Origin of the sequence: Litoreibacter arenae DSM 19593, from assembly GCF_000442275.2 — a bacterium.
In the GTDB taxonomy this organism is placed as follows: Bacteria; Pseudomonadota; Alphaproteobacteria; order Rhodobacterales; family Rhodobacteraceae; genus Litoreibacter; species Litoreibacter arenae.
The window spans coordinates 1,456,774-1,476,416 of sequence record NZ_KE557306.1 but is presented as its reverse complement, the minus strand read 5'-3'; the positions used below and the strand labels follow the sequence as shown (position 1 = coordinate 1,476,416).

Genomic DNA, 19,643 nt, shown 5'->3' with positions numbered 1-19,643 from the left:
GCCCCTATCCCAAGCTTATGTCAGCGCTTGTTTGACCAACTTGAACCAGCCTCCATCCCGTAGATGAAGGCCTGCATGAGAGGTGGTTGTTTCGGGTTCACATGCGACCCACTGCGCGGTTCCGCTTCTGGCTCAGGTACCGGCGGCTTGGAACTCTGGGCGAAACCGATCAGGACCAACCCCAACCCCAGATATGCCGCCCCAAGGACTACAGCCGCCGTCAGCGCGTCACTCACCGACACCAGAAACAGCCAAGCTGCAACGGTGAGAAATGCCACGCCCACGCACGACACAAGAAGGCCGCCCGTCCACAAACCTGCGGACCGGGCAGCCCCCTTTAACTTCGCTTTCAAGAAAGCCATCGCCTATTTCCGCGCGCTCAGAAAGCCCACGAGAAATCCCAAGCCGGCCGCGATACCAATAGCAGCGCCGGGTTGGTTCTGGATCATGTCTTGCGCTTGCGCTTGAACGTTCAGGGCCTGATCCTTCATAGCCTTCGCGCGGGCGTCTGCTTCCTCGCGCAGGGCTTCAAGTTGATCCTTGGCCTTGTTGGACATCTCCGCGCCCTTTGCTTTGCCGAGGTTACCGATGATGTTGGTCAACTCGCTCAGATCAGCGCGGAGTGTCGCGATTTGATCTGAAAGCTCTTGTGCCGAAATCTCGGCGTCGCGGGCGGCGGATTTTGATTGTGCCATTTGTTAAGTCTCCGATGAGTGAGTGCATTTTGAAGCAAACGCACAGTTTGATGGAAGTGTTCCTGACTCTGTCAAAAATAAACAGAGGAACTCAGGAAGTCAGGAGGTGTTGGTAATCAGACACCGAATGCAACCAATAACTGAAAAGGATATCACCATGCTTTACTGGGCCCTTATATTCTTCGTCGTAGCGTTGATAGCCGCTGTCTTCGGCTTCTCTGGCATAGCCAGCGCATCGGCAGGCATCGCGCAAATACTGTTCTTCGTTTTCCTTGTGCTTTTCGTCGCCACTTTGATTGTGCGGCTGGTACGGAAGACATGACGGCAAAACCGGTAAGGCGCACCTGAGGCAGGTGCGCCTCTGGGTTATCAGGACTTGAGCGTCTCCGTCGACGCAAAGAACATCGCTTGGCTCACGGCTGAGCGCACTTGTTCCTCACGGTAAGGCTTGGAGATCAAGAATGCAGGTTCCGGTCGCTCTCCAGTCAAGAGTCGCTCTGGGAATGCGGTTATGAAGATGACAGGAACGTTGCCGAACACGGCCAGCAAGTCGTTGACCGCGTCGATTCCGGATGAGTTATCGGCAAGCTGAATATCAGCCAAAATCAGGTCGGGCTTGCGTTTCGCGCCCTTGGTCATCGCTTCATCCCGCGTCCGCGCGACGTCTATGACGCTATGACCTTGCAACTCGACAATGCCGGTCAGGTCAGCAGATATGATCGCTTCGTCTTCGATGATCAGTATGTTTCCGGTCACCTTGTCAGCCATCTCCCGTTGAGCAATCTCCAACAAGGATCTCACTTCACCGACATCCGTGCTCATGATCTCCGCGATATCGGACAGCGAGAAGTCTTCGATTGTGCGCAGCAACAGGACTTCGCGCGAGTTGGGGGTCAGGCGGCTCAGCAGATCATGTGCACGAGCGCGGCTGGGCGACACGTCTTCGTCCAGCGCGGCACCGGAGCTGCCCCAGATGCTATGAAAACACTTGAACAATCCGCTCTTGACCGAATTCGCCTCTTCAAGAACTGTGCGGTCCTCAAGGATCGCTTCGAGCGTTGCGGCCGCATAGTTGTCACCGGCGGTTTGATTCCCGGTCAGCGCACGTGCATAGCGACGCAAATACGGTAGAGCGGCGCCAACTTGTTCTGAAAAATTCATGTCTTCATTCCCTATCGACATTCAAAGTGCCTCTTTTTACGTTTTTTCGGAACCTAACGCGTGCCAGTATGGTTAGGTTCCGAGGACGATGTGAATAATACTATAGGTATGCAGGTACACTTATGAAACCAGAGGATGACGAGGCAAGCCGCCGGATAGAAGCGCTGATCGACGACAATCTCAAGCGCGTATATTCGGATCTTGTGCAAGAAGAGCTGCCGGATCGCTTCAAGGACTTGCTCTCCAAGTTGAAAGAGCAAGACGACGAGAAGAGTTGTAAAAAATGAAGTCTCCTGATCCTCGAGACGAGCTTGTCACGCATCTGCCTGCGATGCGTGCCTTCGCCCTCAGTCTGACCCGAAACAGTGCGACAGCGGACGATATGGTGCAGGACACCGTCGTGAAGGCATGGACCAACATTGACAAGTTCGAGGCTGGCACGAACATGCGTGCGTGGCTGTTTACGATCCTGCGCAATACATTCTATTCGAGCCGACGGAAGCTGAACCGCGAAGTATCCGACGCGGACGGCATATTTGCCGAGACCTTGTCAGTGAAGCCGGAACACGATGGAAAGCTACAGATGACCGACTTCAAAGTCGCCTTCGAGAAGCTACCGGACGAGCAACGCGAGGCGCTCATTCTGGTCGGAGCATCCGGATTTACCTACGAAGAGGCAGCCGAGATGTGCGGCGTCGCTATCGGCACAATCAAAAGCCGAGCCAACCGGGGCCGTGCGCGTCTGGCGGAAATCCTGGATTTTGATGATAATAGCTCGATGGAACTGACCGACCAAGCAACGCTAGCGGTCATGTCCGGCAATCGCCCAGTTTCAAGGTGAAGCGGGCGGCCGCATTCAGGGATCGCATGTCCAGCCTGCGTTTCAGGGTGGTTGCTATGCTGTCGCTCGCATTGCTGCCGATTGGGCTGATTGCTGTCATCCAGACCAAGCAGGTCGCTGACAGCAGCCGCAGAAATGCCGAACTGTTGCTTCTGACGCGCACGGAACGTGCGGCCTCCGACATCCGGTATACCATAGAGCAGGCCCGCGGTGCGGCGCGGTTTCTCGGAGCGTCGAACATCCATCAGGACACCATTGAGGAGTGCGAGCAATCACTCAGAAATTTTGTCAACTCTGATCCGCGTTTCAGCTTTGTGGGTGTGCTGCCCAGATCGGGCGACATGAAATGTTCCTCGTCAGGCGCGGAATTTGATTTCAAGAACACGCCATCCTTCCAGCAAGCTATGAGCGAGGGCAAATCTGTCGTAGGCATCAACCAATCTGCCCCTTTTAGCGGCAAATCGGTGATTATAGTGTCAGAGCCTTATTTCGACGGGCGCGAAGTAGAGGGCCTCATCTCCGTATCGATCCCGCATGAGCGGTTGAGTGTAAACGCCTCCGACGAAGCGGCTGACGGCTTGGTAAACGTCATCACCTTCAACACCAAGGGCGATATACTCACGTCAATAGGCCCGTTGGATGTCGCAAGCCTCGACTTGCCGCAAAACACCAAGCTGCCGGAACTGCTGGGACAGGGTGCCTACTCGTTTTCCGCAGTGGATGCGCAGAACTATGAGCGTATTTACGCCGTTATCCCGATCGTTGATCAAACCGTGTACACCTTGGGCGTATGGGATGCCAACGCAGCAACAGCGCGGCCTCTTCTCAGTCGCATGCCTGCATGGATTTTCCCGGTGATTATGTGGGTCGTCAGCTTGGGCGTGGCCTTGTCCACGGTGAACCGCCTTGTCGTCCGTCACGTCCGGCGCCTTGGCCGCGAGATGAGCGCCTTCGCCAGAAACCGAACTGTCCCAAGCGAGCACCGCGCGACGATGATGCCGGCCGAAATCGAGCAGATCGAAGACGACTTCAGGGATATGTCGGCCGTTATCCTGCGAGACGAAGCGGAATTGGAGAACTCTCTGCGGGACAAGAACGTGCTGCTGAAGGAAATTCATCACCGCGTCAAAAACAACCTGCAATTGATCTCTTCGATCATAAGCATGCAGATCAGAAAGGCGCGTAACGCAGAAACCCGTTACGTTCTGGGTCGTGTGCAAGACAGGGTTCTGAGCCTCGCGACGATACATCGCGATCTATACCAGACCAGCGATGCAGGGCGCATCAATGTCGGCGCTCTAATTACTGAAATCGTTGAAAAATCCTTGGAGATTGCGAAGCTGGACGACAGCAAGATTGAGTTGGACGTCGATATTCAGGACGTATTTCTCTATCCTGACCAAGCGGTCCCACTCTCGCTGATGGCATCCGAGGCGGTTACCAACGCGCTCAAGCATGTGGGCGCGGGTCTCAATGGCAGGGAATGGATACGCATTTCGCTGACATGCGCCGAGTGCAGGGATTGCAAGATGATCATGGAGAACTCGATCGGCGCACCAATGCCCGACGTCGAAAGCACCGGATTGGGGGCGCAGTTGATCCGCACCTTCGCGATGCAGCTTGGTGGCCAGATTGATGTCGAAGAAACCGACAACAGCTACAAACTCACTGTGGAGTTTCAGGTGGTCGAGTTCACATCTGACGCGGTCGACTACTGATGTCTGCGGTGTCACCTCCGGACGCTAAAATCCTTCTGACAGCAGCCGAGGCTTATCCGGAGTTCGAAGCGCAGATGCTCGACGCGCAAGACGAGGTCAATTGCGGGTTTCGGATATTCGACCCGTGGACGCAGCTTGTATCGGATCGCGCCAAGGCAATCGGGCGGGACTGGTTTGATCTGGTCACCCATACCCTGAAACGTGGCGTGTCCTTCAAACTGCTTTTGACCGACTTCGATCCGGTCGCCCGCCCCGAGATGCACCGCGATGCCTGGACCAGCTTACGGGTATTGCTGGCGGCTGGCGAAGCATCGGGCCGGCCTGACCTGCTGAAGGTCCGCGTTGCGATGCACCCGGCACGCGCAGGCCTGATGCCGCGTTTGATGCTTTGGCCGAAGATTTACAAAGAACACAAGGAAACGGTCGAAAAGCTGAACGAGCTTTCCAAAGAGGAGCGCATTCGGGCGATCACCGAGATGCCCTTCCTGCGGCCGATGGTAAAATGGCAGGAGGACAAGCTGTCGGTAAAAGCACTGTCTGTTCCGCAACTGTTTCCCGCCACGCATCACCAGAAACTGGCGGTCTTTGACCGCCGCAGGTTGTATATCGGCGGTCTCGATTTGAATGACCGTCGCTTTGACACGCTGGAACATGACCGGCCGAGCAGTGAGACTTGGCATGACGTGCAAATTCTTGTGGAGGGGCAGGCGGCCATCGACGCCCACGAGCATCTGGAAACATGCATGGCAGTCATGGACGGAAGGATGAACCCCCCGAAGTCAAGCCTGCTCCGTACCATGTCCGCCCGCCGACGTTGGGCGTTCCCGCATCTCGCGCCGCGTCTGGTTCTGTCGGAACTCTCCGATGCACATCTTCAGGCAGCGCGCCGCGCCGAAAATTTGATTTATCTCGAAACGCAGTATTTCAGGGATCGCGAGCTTGCCGACCATCTGGCTGGTCTCGCCAACAAAAAGCCCGATCTGTCCCTCATCATCATTCTGCCTGCGGCACCGGACGACGTCGCGTTTGAAAACGATATCAACGCTGATGTGGAATATGGCGAGTACTTGCAGAGTGAATGTATGAAGACTTTACGGGATGGTTTCGGGGATCGGGTCTTCCTTGGCGCTCCCGCTCAACGGCGTCGTGCCGACTCGGATGGTGATGACGTGCATTACGATGCACCGATCATATACCTTCACGCGAAGGTTTCGATCTTCGATGATCGTGAGGCCATCGTGTCATCTGCAAATCTGAACGGACGTAGCCTGAAATGGGACACGGAGATTGGCCTTCGCATGGAGCGACCCGCCGACCTTAAGGCGTTAAAGCAGCGCTGCTTCGAGCATTGGCTGGGCCAAGATGCGGCGCCCGAATTTCTCGATATCAAATCGGCCTGCGCGTCGTGGTCTTCGCGTGCCAAGCGAAACGCCGGACGCAACCCTGAAAGCCGCGAGGGGTTCATCCTGCCCTACGACATTTCCCCTTCCACGAAGCGCGGTCGCAATTTGCCCGGCGTCCCCGAAGAGATGTTCTGAGCGAACACCACCTTGGCGACGACCAGGCACCAGATAAGCAGGGGAATGGCGATAAACCCGCCCATCGGCCCCCAGAGCCAAAGCCATATCACCAGCGACAGGAAGACCAGCAACGGGCTTACTGACAGGCTTTTCCCCACAAGGGCAGGGGTGACGAACTGCCCTTCGGTCGCGTTCATGGCCAGATAAAGCACGGCCGGAACGAAGCTGTAGGCACCGTCGAAACTCACGATACCGGTAAGCGCCAGAATGACCGCCAGCAGCGCTGGGCCCAGATACAGGATGTAATTCAACAGAAACGCTGCAAGCCCCCACAGGATGGGTGACGGCATTTCCAGCAGGGTCATCACGATAGCCACCAGCACGCCGAAGCCGGAGTTGATCATCGAAATCGTCAGAAAGTAGCGCGACACTTTCTTTTCCGCGTGGATCAGATGCGTGGCGTCCAGACGGGACGACGACCTGCTGACCCACTTGTAGATGTCCGTGCGGGAAAGAAGGAAGAAATATAGCGTGCCGACGAAAACCATCAGCTGGGCCGCGTATTGTGGCGCATAATACAACGCGTCGGCGACCGTCGGGACGGCAACGCCTTCTTTGTCGGCGTCAGCTTTCTCGGGGCCGATGGCTTCGGCGACGCTTTCGCTGATCTCGTCCAAGCCGCGCAGCATCGCTTGCATCTCGCGCAGCATGTCACGCAACTCGTACCAGATGATCGGACCCTGCTCCACCGCGGAGCTCACGTAAGGCTCCAGCAAAAAGGCCATCGTGACCAAGATAGAGAGTCCGACGGCCAAAGTGGCGAAAGCGGCAAGCGCTGGCGGAACGCCGAATTTGTCCCATAGGTCGGACAAAGGGGACAGGACGATACCGAAGACCAGCGCCAACATCATCGGCGCAAACACGTTTTGAGCGTATTTCAGAACCGCGAAGATGAACACGGTTGTGATCAGCATCAGGCAGACGCGGGTGATGTCTCTTGTTTCCATGTGTGTTCCCCTCAGCGATCAACTCCATGTGAGCACTTTTGGTTCCCGCCGATCCGACTAGAGCGTGCGATAGTCGCCAACCAGTAGATGCAGCGGGTCCACGTCTTCCTCGATCTGCGGGAAGCGGCCCAGCGGTTCTCGGAAAATGTTGTCGTGATCGTCGTCATTGACCGACGAGACCTCACCGATCAGCACGTCGCCGCCTTCGCCCCAGAACGCGTGCCAGTTGCCGGGCAGCAAGGTGATACTTTCGCCCGGATCAAGGGTCAGCACGCTACCGGCCGCCAGCGTCTGCCGCACGCCGTCGGTCACCACCTCGAAGTTGGCGGTATCGTCGATGTTGCCTTGCGCATCGGATGTGAACATTTCCAGGGCCAGCTTGGCGCCGCCCCGGTTGATAATGTCTTCCGCCTTGAGGATATGCCGGTGCATCGGCGACACCTGATCGCGCCGCGAGATCATGATCTTCTCGGCGTAGCAGAACCCCTCGCCGCGCTTGAGGGCGTCCAGTGATCCGTTGCGGACGGTGAACAGGAACAACCCAAGGGTGTCGAATTGGCCTTGCCCGTAATCGGTCAAATCCCAGCCCAGTTTTCCGTCCAGAATGCCTCGGATGTCGGCCCGTTTGGCTCTGAACTCGTCAGGGCTCCAAAACGCGAAAGGCGGCAGCTTGAAGCCGAAGGATTGGATGAACTCCATTCCCTTGAGGATTTCGTCATTGATCTGGGACCGGCGCATCGGGCAAATCCTTGTAGGAGAAAATCGCAGTCTAGACCGAAAGCGAGGTTGCGAAAATGCCCATGATCGCCCCGCGCGTGCCATACGAAAAGCAGACAGATCGCAGACGCATCGCAGACCGCCAATTTCGCACCCCAAACCCGCTATCCGTGGGGTAAAAATTTTACCAGTTGATAAAATTTCAAATTGTGGCACTCTTTCAAGACAAGTTGACGCAGCCCCGGAGTCCTCATGCCCGAAGCCACGCCCCTGACCCCCGGCATCACGTCCGGCCGACTGAGTGCCGAGACCCTGTCGGAACATTTCGACGATTTGCACGAACCCTATGCGCCGCACGAAGCTGCGGTTGCTGCGGACAGGTGCTACTTTTGCCATGATGCGCCCTGTATCACGGCGTGCCCCACGGACATTGATATCCCGTTGTTTATAAGGCAAATCCAGACCGGCACGCCAGAGGCCGCAGCGAAAACTATCCTCACCCAGAACATTCTGGGTGGCATGTGCGCCCGCGTCTGCCCGACCGAGACTCTTTGTGAAGAGGCCTGCGTGCGCGAAGCCGCCGAGGGCAAACCGGTGGAAATTGGCCGTTTGCAACGCTATGCCACCGATACGCTGATGGAGAAGGGGGTGCATCCCTTCACCCGCGCGCGCTCGACCGGCAAAAGCGTCGCCGTTGTCGGCGCGGGTCCAGCGGGTCTGGCCTGCGCGCACCGTCTGGCGATGCACGGTCATGACGTTGTGCTGTTTGACGCGCGGGCCAAAGCGGGCGGGCTGAACGAGTTTGGCATCGCTGCGTATAAGTCGACCGACAACTTCGCTGCGCGGGAGGTCGACTGGTTGCTCGGGATAGGGGGCATCACCCTTCATTTGGACCAACGCCTTGGTGACGGCCTGAGCCTGAGCGAGCTGCGCGACGAATATGACGCCGTGTTTCTTGGAATTGGACTGGCAGGTGTGAACGCATTGCGTGCTTCCGGCGAGGACAAGGACGGCGTATCAGATGCGGTGTCGTTCATCGCAGAGTTGCGACAAGCCTCCGACCTGACCAAGCTGCCCGTGGGGCGCGACATCGTGGTGATTGGTGGCGGGATGACGGCCGTTGACGCAGCTGTGCAATCAAAGCTGTTGGGCGCTCAGAATGTGACAATTGCCTACCGGCGCGGGCTGGACCAGATGGGCGCGTCAAAGTTCGAGCAGGACCTGGCCGCATCGAAAGGTGTGCGCATCATTGCCAACGCTCAACCGCTCGCCGTGCATGGCAACGGCGCGGTGAGCGAGGTCGAATTTGAATACACCATCTCTGACGGCGGCGAGTTGACGGGCACGGGGGAGACCTTCCGCCTCAAGGCGGATCAGGTCTTCAAGGCCATTGGCCAAACACTGGACGGCGCACCTGACGCGCTGAAACTGGACGGCCGCAAAATCGCGGTTGATGAAAAAGGCCGCACGTCCGAGGCCAAGGTCTGGGCAGGTGGCGACTGTGCGTCCGGTGGTGACGACCTGACGGTGACCGCCGTGGCCGAAGGGCGGGATGCCGCCGAAGACATTCACGCGACACTGACGGGAGGCAAGTAACATGGCCGATCTCACGACCGAATTTCTGGGTATCAAAAGCCCCAATCCATTCTGGCTGGCCTCAGCGCCGCCTACGGACAAGGAATACAACGTGCGCCGCGCCTTCGAGGCGGGGTGGGGTGGCGTCGTCTGGAAGACGCTCGGCTCCGAAGGACCGCCCGTGGTCAACGTCAACGGCCCTCGCTATGGCGCGATTTATGGGGCGGACCGGCGCTTGCTGGGGCTCAACAACATCGAGCTCATCACCGACCGCCCGTTGCAAACCAACCTTGAAGAAATCAAGCGCGTCAAAGCCGACTATCCTGATCGTGCGATTATCGTCTCGCTTATGGTGCCCTGCGAAGAACAGGCGTGGAAAGACATCCTGCCGCTGGTCGAGGAAACCGGCGCAGACGGGATCGAGCTGAATTTCGGCTGCCCGCACGGTATGTCGGAGCGCGGCATGGGCGCGGCGGTGGGTCAAGTGCCGGAATACATCGAAATGGTCACCCGCTGGTGCAAGCAGTACTATTCGAAACCGGTGATCGTGAAGCTGACGCCGAACATCACCGACGTGCGCAAACCCGCCGAGGCCGCAAAGCGCGGCGGGGCGGATGCGGTGTCGCTGATCAACACGATCAACTCTATCACCTCGGTGAATCTGGACACGATGAGCCCGGAACCCAGCATCGACGGCAAAGGCTCTCATGGTGGGTATTGCGGGCCTGCGGTCAAACCGATCGCGATGTCTATGGTGTCGGAGATCGCTCGTAATCCGGAGACCCGCGGCCTGCCGATTTCGGGCATCGGCGGCGTGACCACATGGCGCGACGCGGCGGAATTCATGGCTTTGGGATGCGGCAACGTGCAGGTCTGCACAGCGGCGATGACCTACGGGTTCAAGGTGGTGCAGGAGATGATCTCAGGCTTGTCCGACTGGATGGACGAGAAAGGCCACAACTCGATCCAGGACTTTGTCGGGATGGCGGTGCCGAACGTGACCGACTGGCAGTATTTGAACCTCAACTACGTGGCCAAAGCCAAGATCGACCAAGATGCCTGCATCAAATGCGGTCGTTGCTATGCGGCGTGCGAGGATACCTCTCATCAGGCGATTTCCATGTCAGCGGACCGCGTGTTCGAGGTGATCGACGCCGAGTGCGTCGCGTGCAACCTGTGCGTTGATGTCTGTCCGGTGGAGGATTGCATTTCGATGGAGGCTATGAAGCCGGGCGAGGTGGACCCCCGCACCGGCAAAGTGGTCGAGAAGGAATACGCCAACTGGACGACGCACCCGAACAATCCGGGGGCGGTCGCCGCAGAGTGATTACCAGCCGTCTTCGGTGACGATATTGTCCTCGGAGACGCCGATTTCCTTCAGGGCATCGCGCACATCATCGACCATCGGGCCGGGGCCGCAGATATAGAATGCCTGATCCTTGGAGCCGATCAACTCGTCCAGCGTAGAGGCGTCCAGCTGGTCGCCGGAATGCGGGCTGTCGGGGTCGTTTGTCACGATGTAGGTCTTCTTCAACCCGTTCATTCGGTCGAACTCATCCTTCAGAATGATGTCTTTCTCCGTTGCATTCGAGAAGATCAGATGCGCCCCGTCCAAGGTGCCGTCACGATCCCGTTTGCGCAGGATGGAAATGAACGGTGTGATCCCGGCGCCGCCTGCTATGAACACGCCCGGCCCGTGATCGGTGATCGCACCAAACGGCGTCTCTACCAGTAGACCATCACCCTTTGACAGCGTCGCAACCTGCTCGGTCATGCCGTCATGGTCAGGGTAGGATTTGATCACAAAAGCCAGTTCATCGTCTTCGGGCTGTGACACCATGGTGAAAGGCCGCGCTTCGTCTCGCCAACCGTCCTTGTCGATGGCGATTTCGGTGGCCTGACCCGGTTCGAACGAAAAGCCCTCGGGGCGATCCATGGTCAGGTGATAGGTGTTGTGGGTGACGGGGGCGATGGATTTCAGCGTCAGCTTGTGCGTCATGGTGGGATCTCCTTTTCGCACATCAACGACGCCGCCCTGTGGGAAGTTCCTTAACTGTCGGGTCGCAAGAGCTTGCGGAAAAGAGTTTCCACGAAATTCGGAGCCGCGTCGAACGGGTCGGCGTCGTCCAGAATGGCACGGATCTGCACGTCGAAATCTGCATAGTGCTGGGTCAGCGCCCAGACCGAGAATATCAGATGATGCGGGTCCAGCTTGGCGATTTGCCCTGCATCCATCCAGCGTAGCAGCACGCGCACTTTGTCGTCGACCAAGTGTTTCAGCTCGCCTTGCAGATTGTCGAGCATCCTTGGCGCGCCTTGCAAAATCTCGTTGGCGAACAGGCGGCTTTCGCGGGGATAAAGCCGGCTCATCTCCAGTTTGCGGTCCACATAGGCGAGTATTTCAGCGATTGGTTCACCATCGGCATCCATTTCGCGCAACGGGTCCAGCCAAGTATCCAATAGGCCCGACATGAGGTCGGCGTGAATGGCCTCTTTCGAGGCGAAATAATACAGCAGGTTAGGCTTCGACAAGCCTGCGGCACTCGCGATCTGATCCAGCGTCGCGCCGCGGAATCCGTGGGTGGAAAATACATCCAGCGCGGCCTCAAGAATAAGGTCACGGTTGCGTCGCTGGATGCGCGTGCGCGCCTTGCCGGTTCCGTCTGGCATCGCAAATGCCTCTTTCTTTCGCATGTGCCGCGTAAGCTGGCGGATTTCCCAAGGGGAATCCTTGACAGACCCCTGACCACTGGTAGCCTTCCTTTGACCGACTGGTCAAATACTGGGGGACGAAATGGCAGCACCTGGCGAAAACCTTAAGATTGATGGCGCACGGCTGTGGGACAGCCTCATGGAAATGGCCAAGATCGGCCCCGGCGTTGCGGGCGGCAATAACCGCCAGACCCTGACCGACGAAGATGGCGAAGGGCGTGCCTTGTTTCAGTCCTGGTGCGAAGCGGCTGGCTGCACCATGGGACTGGATCAGATGGGCAATATGTTCGCGCGGCGCGAGGGGGCCGATCCCGACGCGCTTCCGGTCTATGTCGGCTCCCATCTCGATACGCAACCTACCGGCGGCAAGTACGACGGGGTGCTGGGCGTGCTGGGGGGGCTGGAGATTATCCGCTCCCTGAATGATCTGAACATAAAGACGAAGCATCCGATTGTGGTGACCAACTTTACCAATGAGGAAGGCACCCGTTATGCGCCTGCCATGCTGTCCTCAGGCGTCTTCGCCGGGGTCCACGCGCAGGACTGGGCATATGAGCGGGAGGACGCGGAGGGTAAGTCCTTCGGGGACGAGTTGAAGCGCATCGGGTGGCGCGGCGAGGAAGAAACCGGCGCGCGCAAGATGCACGCCTTCTTCGAGTTGCACATCGAGCAGGGACCCATTCTGGAGGCCGAGGGCAAGGATATCGGCGTCGTGACACATGGTCAGGGCCTCAGCTGGACGCAGGTGACGATTACCGGCAAGGACAGTCATACCGGCTCTACTCCGATGCCGATGCGCAAGAACGCAGGCTTGGGAATGGCAAAGGTGCTGGAACTGGTGGACGAGATCGCGTGGTCCCATGCGCCACACGCAGTTGGCGCGGCGGGGCATATCGACGTCTTTCCCAACTCGCGCAATGTGATCCCCGGCAAGGTTGTGTTCACGGTCGATTTCCGCTCGCCGGACTTGTCGGTGATCGAAGACATGGAAAAGCGGCTGGCTGATGGGGCAAGGAAGATTTGCGACGATATGGGGCTTGGGCTGGAGCTTGAAAAAGTCGGCGGTTTCGACCCTGTCACCTTCGATGAAGGCTGCGTAGCTGCCGTGCGCAATGCGGCGGAACGGCTGGGGTATTCTCATATGAACCTGATTTCCGGCGCGGGACATGACGCCTGCTGGATCAACCGTGTAGCCCCGACCGCGATGGTGATGTGCCCCTGCGTGGACGGTCTCAGTCATAACGAGGCCGAAGAGATCAGCCCCGAATGGGCCGAGGCGGGGGCCAATGTATTGTTCCACGCGGTTGTAGAAACAGCGGAGATCGTAGGGTGAGGTTGCTCAAGACCCTGTTCATAATGTCGGTCGTTACGTTGGCCGGTTGCGCTGGTCCGCCGTCACAGGTGAGCATTCGCCCCGGTCTTGGCTCTGACGCGGACCTTGATGCAATTCGCCCGCCTTCAGGCGCGACTTACAATTTCTTACTGACCAACGAAGGCACGCCGGTCCCGGCTGCCATGTCGATCACCTCGCGCAAGCGCAAGGGCAACCGTTATACCTATAACGGCCAGATGGTGTTGACGTTGCCGGAGGCCAACAACCTTGAAGAGGTCGCGGCAGTCATTGCCGACGCACTTGGCAAGACGACTGTGCGGGTGCGTGACAACCAGTTGTTCATTCCCGTTGGCCTTACCGTAGATAACCGATTTCGGGCCTCGCGGTCGAACATTACGTCGGACGTAACGCGCTACGCGCCGCATGATTGCTTCGGTGTGCTTGGCACCTGCCGCTACCGCGCCATTGACCGGCAGGGACGGGCGGCGTCTTTGGTAACCGAAACCACGGAAAAAGATGGCATCTGGCGCTCCAGAACAGTGCTGGACCCGAAAGCCGAAAACCCTGGTCTGATCAACGAGCCCCGCCATGCGTTCTACTCTATCGACAAGAACGCGGTGCTGCTCGACATGGTGGTCACCCGCGGTTCCGGCGCGCAGCGCACGAGTTTTGCGATCCGGAGGAATTAGCGGGCACGACGCCCGCGCTGAGCAATGCGAAGGGAGACGCATATGAGCAAAGTCATCAAAGGCGGCACGATCGTCACCGCAGATCGTCAATGGAAGGCCGACGTGCTGATCGAGGGCGAGAAAATTGCCCAGATCGGCGAGAACCTGAAAGGCGACGAGACCGTCGACGCCGAAGGCGCCTATGTCATTCCCGGCGGCATTGACCCGCACACCCATCTGGAAATGCCTTTCATGGGGACAACCGCCGCGGAAACCTTCGAGTCCGGCACCTTCGCCGCCGCCGCGGGTGGCACGACCATGCTGGTCGATTTCTGCCTGCCGGGTGAGGACGGATCACTTCTGAACGCCATTGATGACTGGGACCGCAAGTCGCGCGACCAGATCTGCACCGACATCTCGTACCACATGGCCATCACTGGCTGGAACGAGAACATTTTCAACGAGATGGAAGCCGTTGTTAAAGAGCGTGGCATCAACACCTTCAAGCACTTCATGGCCTATAAGGGCGCGTTGATGGTGGAGGATGACGAGATGTTTGCCTCCTTCAAGCGCTGCGCCGAGCTGGGCGCGCTGCCCTTGGTTCATGCAGAGAACGGCGACATCGTTCAGGAACTTCAACAGAAATATCTCGCCGAAGGCATCACCGGCCCCGAAGGCCACGCCTATTCCCGCCCGCCGGAAGTGGAGGGCGAGGCGGCCAACCGCGCGATTATGATCGCCGACGCCGCCGGTACGCCACTCTATATCGTTCATGTAAGCTGCGAGCAGGCCCACGAAGCCATCCGTCGCGCCCGCCAGAAAGGGATGCGCGTTTTTGGCGAGCCGCTGATCCAACATCTGACGCTCGACGAGACGGAGTATTTCAACAAGGACTGGCAATACGCAGCACGTCGCGTCATGTCGCCGCCGTTCCGCTCCAAGGACCATCAGGCGTCGCTTTGGGCGGGGCTCTCGTCGGGGTCGTTGCAGGTGGTCGCGACCGACCATGCGGCCTTCACCGACAAGCAAAAGCAGATGGGTCTCGACAATTTCACCACCATACCCAATGGCACCGGCGGCTTGGAAGAGCGCATGGCGATGCTCTGGACCACCGGTGTCGAGACAGGCCGGCTGACGCCAGAGGAATTTGTCGCGGCGACCTCCACCAACATTGCCAAGATCCTCAACATTTATCCGCTGAAAGGTGGGATCAATGTAGGCGGGGATGCCGATGTGGTCGTTTGGGATCCGACAATCAGCCGCGAAATAGCCGTCAGCACGCAGAAGTCCATTATCGACTACAACGTTTTCGAAGGCAGAACCGTCACGGCACAGGCCCGCTACACCTTGTCACGCGGCGAGGTGATTTGGGCCTACGGGCAAAACTCGCAGCCGCAACCCGGTCGCGGCAAATTTGTGCGGCGACCTGCCTTTGCCAGCGCGTCGCAGGCCCTCAGTAAGTGGAAGTCGCTCAACACACCGCGCAAGATCGAGCGCAACCCTCTCAATATTCCGGCAGGCGTCTGAAGTCGCACATAATGGACAATATTGAAGGAAACGCCCCGATCGTGTCACAGAATTGCCTGAATGCGTTGCAAAACCTGTTCCCAGAAACGGGACACGCAGAGGGGTATTCACATGCAAGTTCTATTTACAAAGTTTTTACTGGTGATGGCCCTTGGGCTGCTGGCCTTGGGCACTTGGATCAACGACGTAGCCATCGCCGACGCGATGTTTATCTTCGCGGCCTTCGCTATCGGAGGGGTCTGGGCGAAGTACAGTGCAGCAGCGGAAGCTCAAGACGACAAGAACTCCGAGATGCCTGCATCCTGAGACGCGTAGCGGGGCCGTTCTGAATGGCCCCTTCTGCAATCGCTCCGGTTATTTCGGCCAAGTCGCTGGATTTGACCTTCCAGACCGCCGACGCGCCTGTTCACGCGCTGAAAGACGTGTCCCTGGACATCTTGCCCGGTGATTTTGTCAGCTTTATCGGACCCTCCGGCTGCGGCAAAACAACCTTCTTGCGCTGCATCGCAGGGCTTGAGACGCCGACAGGCGGCACCCTCACCGTAAATGGTATGTCTGCCGACGAGGCCCGACGCGCCCGCGCCTATGGCTACGTATTTCAGGCGGCGGGGCTGTACCCGTGGCGTACGATTTCGGGCAACATCAAACTTCCGCTTGAGATCATGGGCTATTCCAAAGCCGACCAGAACTCCCGCGTCGCAGAGGTTCTGGAGTTGGTGGAGCTTTCCGACTTCGGCGGCAAGTTCCCGTGGCAATTGTCGGGGGGGATGCAACAACGCGCCTCTATTGCTCGGGCGTTGGCGTTTGACGCGGACATCTTGCTGATGGACGAGCCGTTCGGTGCCCTGGACGAGATCGTGCGCGATCACCTGAACGAGCAGTTGCTGGAGCTTTGGGCGAGGACTGACAAAACCATCGCTTTCGTCACCCACTCGATACCCGAGGCGGTGTATCTGTCGACCAAGATCGTAGTGATGAGCCCGCGGCCGGGCCGGATCACCGACGTGATCGACAGCCCGCTGCCAAAGGAACGCCCGCTTGATATCCGCGACACGCCGGAATTCATTGAAATTGCGCACCGTGTTCGCGAAGGCCTAAGGGCGGGGCACGCTGATGACTGAACAGCAACTTATCGTTAACGTTAACGCGCCCCGACCCAAGAGGCCGGAGCGCAGGAAACGTGACGCGAGGGCGTCCCATCACCGCTTACGGTCATCGGCTCCTCAGCCTGTTCCGCGGCTCAAAGCTACCATCCAAATTGTGAACAAACCCCTAGCATCACTGCTTCATAAATACCTAAATCGCCTCATCCCAACCTTCGCGACAGTCGAGGGTTCGGGACGCTCCGCGGGAGGTATTTTTGAAGCAATGATGGGGGAGGGCCCGCATCATGGGTAAGTGGTTGCCAGTGTTGACGGTGATCCTCGCCATTTTTGCCGGTTGGTACGCAACGGTTCCCTTCATGAATATCAAGGAAACCCTGTCGGCGCTGGAACGGGCAGGCGCGGTCGTTACCCCCGACAGCCCGATTGAGCGCCGGGATGCCCCCTCGTTCGCGTTGGTGGTCAAAAACAGCTTTGCCGTGCCAGCCACTTACGCACAAGATCGGCCACGCCTGCCAGCCCCGCATCAGGTAGCGCTGGATTTGTGGCAGACGACGGTGGAGAAGAAGATCACATCCAAGCGCTCGCTTGTCTATCATGGCTGGATAACCCTTAGCGCGACACTGTTGGGCTTTGTCATCGGCACGGGCGGGGGCATTTTGTTGGCTGTGGGTATCGTGCATAGCCGCGCCATGGATATGAGTGTGATGCCATGGGCCATTGCCTCGCAAACTATACCCATCCTCGCTATCGCGCCGATGATAATCGTGGTTCTGAACTCGGTGGGGATTCAGGGGCTGGTGCCCAAGGCAATCATATCGGCTTATCTGAGCTTCTTTCCTGTCGTTGTCGGCATGGTTAAAGGCCTGCGAGCACCGGATGCCATGCAACTGGATTTGCTCAAAACCTATCATGCGACCCAAGCACAAGTTTTCTGGAAACTGCGCCTTCCAGCCTCAATGCCGTATCTGTTTGCGTCGCTGAAAATAGGCGTGGCGGCGGCCTTGGTAGGCGCCATCGTGGCAGAGCTTCCGGCGGGTGGTGCGCGCGGACTTGGCGGGCGGATGCTTACGGGAAGCTACTACGGGCAGATGGTCCAGATATGGTCGGCGCTGGTGCTAGCGGCGGTATTGGCGGCGGTACTCGTGCTGCTGATCGGACTGGCTCAGAGGATGACTCTTAAGCGGATGGGGCTCACATGATCCTGGTCTTCCTGGCTCTTGGTCTTTGGGTTGCCATGTGGCTTCTGAACACGCGGCTTGCCAATGGTCCCTACGCGAACAAGCGCAGCGTGCGGATGCTGGTGCCTGCGATCTTCGGGCTGACCATTCTGGCAGTTTGGGAACTTCTGGTGCGTGGCCTCAACGTGCCGATGGTGATCCTGCCTGCGCCCAGTCAGGTGGCGGCTACGTTTTGGGATGAGATGCCAACGCTCTGGCTTGATTTTCAACAGACATTCATCAAAGGCGCGTTGAGCGGCTATATCATCGGTTGCGGCGCAGCCTTCCTGATGGCCATTCTGGTCGACCGCTATGACTTCCTGAAGCGCGGATTGCTACCTGTCGGCAACTTCGTGGCCGCGCTTCCCATCGTCGGGACGGCGCCCATTCTGGTGATGTGGTTCGGGTTCGACTGGCAGTCGAAGGCGGCAGTGGTCGTGGTCATGGTGTTCTTCCCAATGCTGGTGAACACGGTCGCAGGGCTGCAGGAAACCACCGCCATGCAGCGCGACCTGATGCGGACCTACGGGGCGGGCTACTGGCCGAGCCTGACCAAATTGCGTTTGCCCGCCGCCATGCCGTTTGTTTTCAACGGGCTGAAAATTTCGACGACGCTGGCGTTGATTGGCGCGATTGTGGCGGAGTTCTTCGGCTCGCCGACCATGGGGATGGGGTTCCGCATTTCTACATCTGTCGGCCAGCTGGCCCTTGATATGGTTTGGGCCGAGATCGTGGTTGCAGCGCTGGCAGGATCGGCGTTTTACGGCATCGTCGCCATGGCGGAGAAATCGCTGACGTTCTGGCACCCGTCACAAAGAAAGTAACGTATAACAAGTGTACCAACCTGGAGGAAAGACAATGAAACACTTACTAATGACAGCTGCGGCTCTGGCCATGGCGACGAGCGCCCAAGCGGCGGACGAGGTCAAGCTGCAACTCAAATGGGTCACGCAGGCGCAATTTGCAGGCTATTATGTCGCCAAGGACAAGGGCTTCTACGAAGAAGAGAACCTTGATGTAGATGTCATGGCAGGCGGGCCGGATATTGCGCCCGCGCAGGTGCTTGCGGGGGGCGGCGCGGATGTCATGCTCGACTGGCTACCTTCGGCGTTGTCGGCGCGTGAAAAGGGATTGCCGATCGTCAACATCGCGCAACCGTTCAAAACCTCCGGCTTGATGCTGACCTGCTGGAAAGACACAGGCATCACCGGCCCCGAGGACTTCAAGGGCCGCACCATTGGCGTTTGGTTCTTCGGCAATGAATATCCGTTTCTGAGCTGGATGAGCCAAGAAGGCATCTCCACCGATGGCGGTGAGGACGGCGTGACCGTTCTGAAGCAGGGCTTCAACGTCGACCCGCTGCTGCAACGTCAGGCTGACTGCATCTCGACGATGACCTACAACGAATACGGTCAGGTGTTGGATGCAGGCGTGTCGGAGGACGAGTTGGTGACCTTCAAATATGAAGACCAAGGTGTCGCGACGCTGGAAGACGGCATTTATGTCCTTGAGGAAAACCTAGAAGACCCGGCCTTCAAAGACAAGATGGTGCGCTTTGTGCGTGCCTCGATGAAGGGCTGGAAATATGCCGAGGAGAATCCTGACGAAGCTGCCGACATCGTGCTGGAGAACGATGAGTCCGGTGCGCAGACCGAAGCACATCAGCAGCGCATGATGCGCGAGATCGCCAAGCTGACCGCAGGTTCCAACGGCGCGCTGGACGAGGCGGATTATGAGCGCACGGTGGCGACATTGCTAGCGGGTGGTTCTGATCCGGTGATCACCAAAACCCCTGAAGGGGCTTGGACGTCCGAGATCACGGATGAAGCGCTGAAGTAAGAACAAG

At 58.2% G+C, this 19,643-nt stretch carries 22 protein-coding genes; 15 read left to right on the top strand and 7 right to left on the bottom strand.

Annotated features, from left to right (window positions below; all coding sequences use genetic code 11):
- Positions 1-20: 20 nt before the first annotated feature.
- Together THALAR_RS07180 and THALAR_RS07175 are read right to left on the bottom strand one after the other, a co-directional pair.
- The gene (locus THALAR_RS07180; RefSeq protein WP_051153603.1) at positions 21-362 is read right to left on the bottom strand and encodes a phage holin family protein; all 342 of its coding nucleotides are present in this window, start codon (positions 360-362) and stop codon (positions 21-23) included.
- A 3-nt stretch (positions 363-365) separates the two neighbouring features.
- Positions 366-695 carry a DUF883 family protein gene (locus THALAR_RS07175; protein WP_021100849.1) on the bottom strand — a complete coding sequence of 110 codons (330 nt, stop codon included), beginning with the start codon at positions 693-695 and terminating at the stop codon, positions 366-368.
- A gap of 157 nt (positions 696-852) precedes the next feature.
- On the opposite strand from THALAR_RS07175, the gene THALAR_RS18060 reads away from it, so the two are divergent.
- On the top strand, positions 853-1,017 hold the full coding sequence (locus THALAR_RS18060; protein ID WP_021100848.1) for a DUF1328 domain-containing protein: 165 nt from the start codon (positions 853-855) through the stop codon (positions 1,015-1,017).
- 47 nt (positions 1,018-1,064) lie between these two features.
- Here THALAR_RS18060 and THALAR_RS07170 read toward each other — a convergent pair whose 3' ends face one another.
- Entirely contained in the window at positions 1,065-1,856 is a 792-nt protein-coding gene (locus tag THALAR_RS07170) for a response regulator (RefSeq protein ID WP_021100847.1), read from the bottom strand.
- Positions 1,857-1,978: 122 nt separating this feature from the next.
- On the opposite strand from THALAR_RS07170, the gene THALAR_RS18370 reads away from it, so the two are divergent.
- The 4 genes from THALAR_RS18370 to THALAR_RS07155 are packed head-to-tail and all read left to right on the top strand — an operon-like array spanning position 1,979 to position 5,953.
- Complete coding sequence (locus tag THALAR_RS18370; RefSeq protein WP_021100846.1) at positions 1,979-2,143, top strand: NepR family anti-sigma factor; 165 nt, start codon at positions 1,979-1,981, stop codon at positions 2,141-2,143.
- Positions 2,140-2,697: an RNA polymerase sigma factor gene (locus tag THALAR_RS07165; RefSeq protein WP_040817376.1), complete on the top strand. Its 558-nt coding sequence runs from the start codon at positions 2,140-2,142 to the stop codon at positions 2,695-2,697. The genes THALAR_RS18370 and THALAR_RS07165 overlap by 4 nt, the downstream gene beginning before the upstream one ends.
- Before the next feature lie 26 nt (positions 2,698-2,723).
- Entirely contained in the window at positions 2,724-4,415 is a 1,692-nt protein-coding gene (locus THALAR_RS07160; RefSeq protein ID WP_021100844.1) for a sensor histidine kinase, read from the top strand.
- Positions 4,415-5,953 carry a phospholipase D-like domain-containing protein gene (locus THALAR_RS07155; protein ID WP_040817372.1) on the top strand — a complete coding sequence of 513 codons (1,539 nt, stop codon included), beginning with the start codon at positions 4,415-4,417 and terminating at the stop codon, positions 5,951-5,953. The genes THALAR_RS07160 and THALAR_RS07155 overlap by 1 nt, the downstream gene beginning before the upstream one ends.
- Here THALAR_RS07155 and THALAR_RS07150 read toward each other — a convergent pair.
- Together THALAR_RS07150 and THALAR_RS07145 are read right to left on the bottom strand one after the other, a co-directional pair.
- Entirely contained in the window at positions 5,887-6,942 is a 1,056-nt protein-coding gene (locus tag THALAR_RS07150; RefSeq protein ID WP_021100842.1) for an AI-2E family transporter, read from the bottom strand. The genes THALAR_RS07155 and THALAR_RS07150 overlap by 67 nt on opposite strands.
- A gap of 57 nt (positions 6,943-6,999) precedes the next feature.
- Complete coding sequence (locus THALAR_RS07145) at positions 7,000-7,680, bottom strand: D-lyxose/D-mannose family sugar isomerase (protein ID WP_021100841.1); 681 nt, start codon at positions 7,678-7,680, stop codon at positions 7,000-7,002.
- Between the two features lie 231 nt (positions 7,681-7,911).
- On the opposite strand from THALAR_RS07145, the gene THALAR_RS07140 reads away from it, so the two are divergent.
- Positions 7,912-9,255, top strand: a complete 1,344-nt coding sequence (locus tag THALAR_RS07140; protein WP_021100840.1) for an NAD(P)-dependent oxidoreductase — start codon at positions 7,912-7,914, stop codon at positions 9,253-9,255.
- Between the two features lies 1 nt (position 9,256).
- The gene (gene preA / locus THALAR_RS07135) at positions 9,257-10,561 is read left to right on the top strand and encodes an NAD-dependent dihydropyrimidine dehydrogenase subunit PreA (RefSeq protein ID WP_021100839.1); all 1,305 of its coding nucleotides are present in this window, start codon (positions 9,257-9,259) and stop codon (positions 10,559-10,561) included.
- Here the strand turns inward: preA and THALAR_RS07130 are convergent, their stop codons facing one another.
- Positions 10,562-11,233, bottom strand: coding sequence for an FAD-binding oxidoreductase (locus THALAR_RS07130; RefSeq protein ID WP_021100838.1), 672 nt, complete (start codon positions 11,231-11,233; stop codon positions 10,562-10,564). It abuts the gene before it with no gap.
- Between the two features lie 50 nt (positions 11,234-11,283).
- Positions 11,284-11,904 carry a TetR family transcriptional regulator C-terminal domain-containing protein gene (locus tag THALAR_RS07125; protein ID WP_021100837.1) on the bottom strand — a complete coding sequence of 207 codons (621 nt, stop codon included), beginning with the start codon at positions 11,902-11,904 and terminating at the stop codon, positions 11,284-11,286.
- A gap of 124 nt (positions 11,905-12,028) precedes the next feature.
- On the opposite strand from THALAR_RS07125, the gene THALAR_RS07120 reads away from it, so the two are divergent.
- The 8 genes from THALAR_RS07120 (at position 12,029) to THALAR_RS07085 (ending at position 19,636) form a co-directional block, all read left to right on the top strand.
- Positions 12,029-13,279, top strand: a complete 1,251-nt coding sequence (locus THALAR_RS07120) for a Zn-dependent hydrolase (protein ID WP_021100836.1) — start codon at positions 12,029-12,031, stop codon at positions 13,277-13,279.
- Entirely contained in the window at positions 13,276-13,968 is a 693-nt protein-coding gene (locus THALAR_RS07115; RefSeq protein ID WP_021100835.1) for a hypothetical protein, read from the top strand. Before THALAR_RS07120 ends, THALAR_RS07115 begins: the two co-directional genes overlap by 4 nt.
- Before the next feature lie 42 nt (positions 13,969-14,010).
- Entirely contained in the window at positions 14,011-15,474 is a 1,464-nt protein-coding gene (hydA, locus tag THALAR_RS07110) for a dihydropyrimidinase (RefSeq protein WP_021100834.1), read from the top strand.
- A 111-nt stretch (positions 15,475-15,585) separates the two neighbouring features.
- Positions 15,586-15,780: a hypothetical protein gene (locus THALAR_RS07105; protein ID WP_021100833.1), complete on the top strand. Its 195-nt coding sequence runs from the start codon at positions 15,586-15,588 to the stop codon at positions 15,778-15,780.
- A 23-nt stretch (positions 15,781-15,803) separates the two neighbouring features.
- Entirely contained in the window at positions 15,804-16,595 is a 792-nt protein-coding gene (locus tag THALAR_RS07100; protein WP_021100832.1) for an ABC transporter ATP-binding protein, read from the top strand.
- A gap of 269 nt (positions 16,596-16,864) precedes the next feature.
- Positions 16,865-17,779 (top strand): ABC transporter permease, encoded by a 915-nt coding sequence (locus THALAR_RS07095; protein ID WP_021100831.1) that lies wholly within the window; start codon positions 16,865-16,867, stop codon positions 17,777-17,779.
- Entirely contained in the window at positions 17,776-18,621 is an 846-nt protein-coding gene (locus THALAR_RS07090) for an ABC transporter permease (RefSeq protein WP_021100830.1), read from the top strand. The genes THALAR_RS07095 and THALAR_RS07090 overlap by 4 nt, the downstream gene beginning before the upstream one ends.
- A 34-nt stretch (positions 18,622-18,655) precedes the next feature.
- Positions 18,656-19,636 (top strand): ABC transporter substrate-binding protein, encoded by a 981-nt coding sequence (locus THALAR_RS07085; protein ID WP_021100829.1) that lies wholly within the window; start codon positions 18,656-18,658, stop codon positions 19,634-19,636.
- The last annotated feature ends 7 nt before the right edge of the window (positions 19,637-19,643 follow it).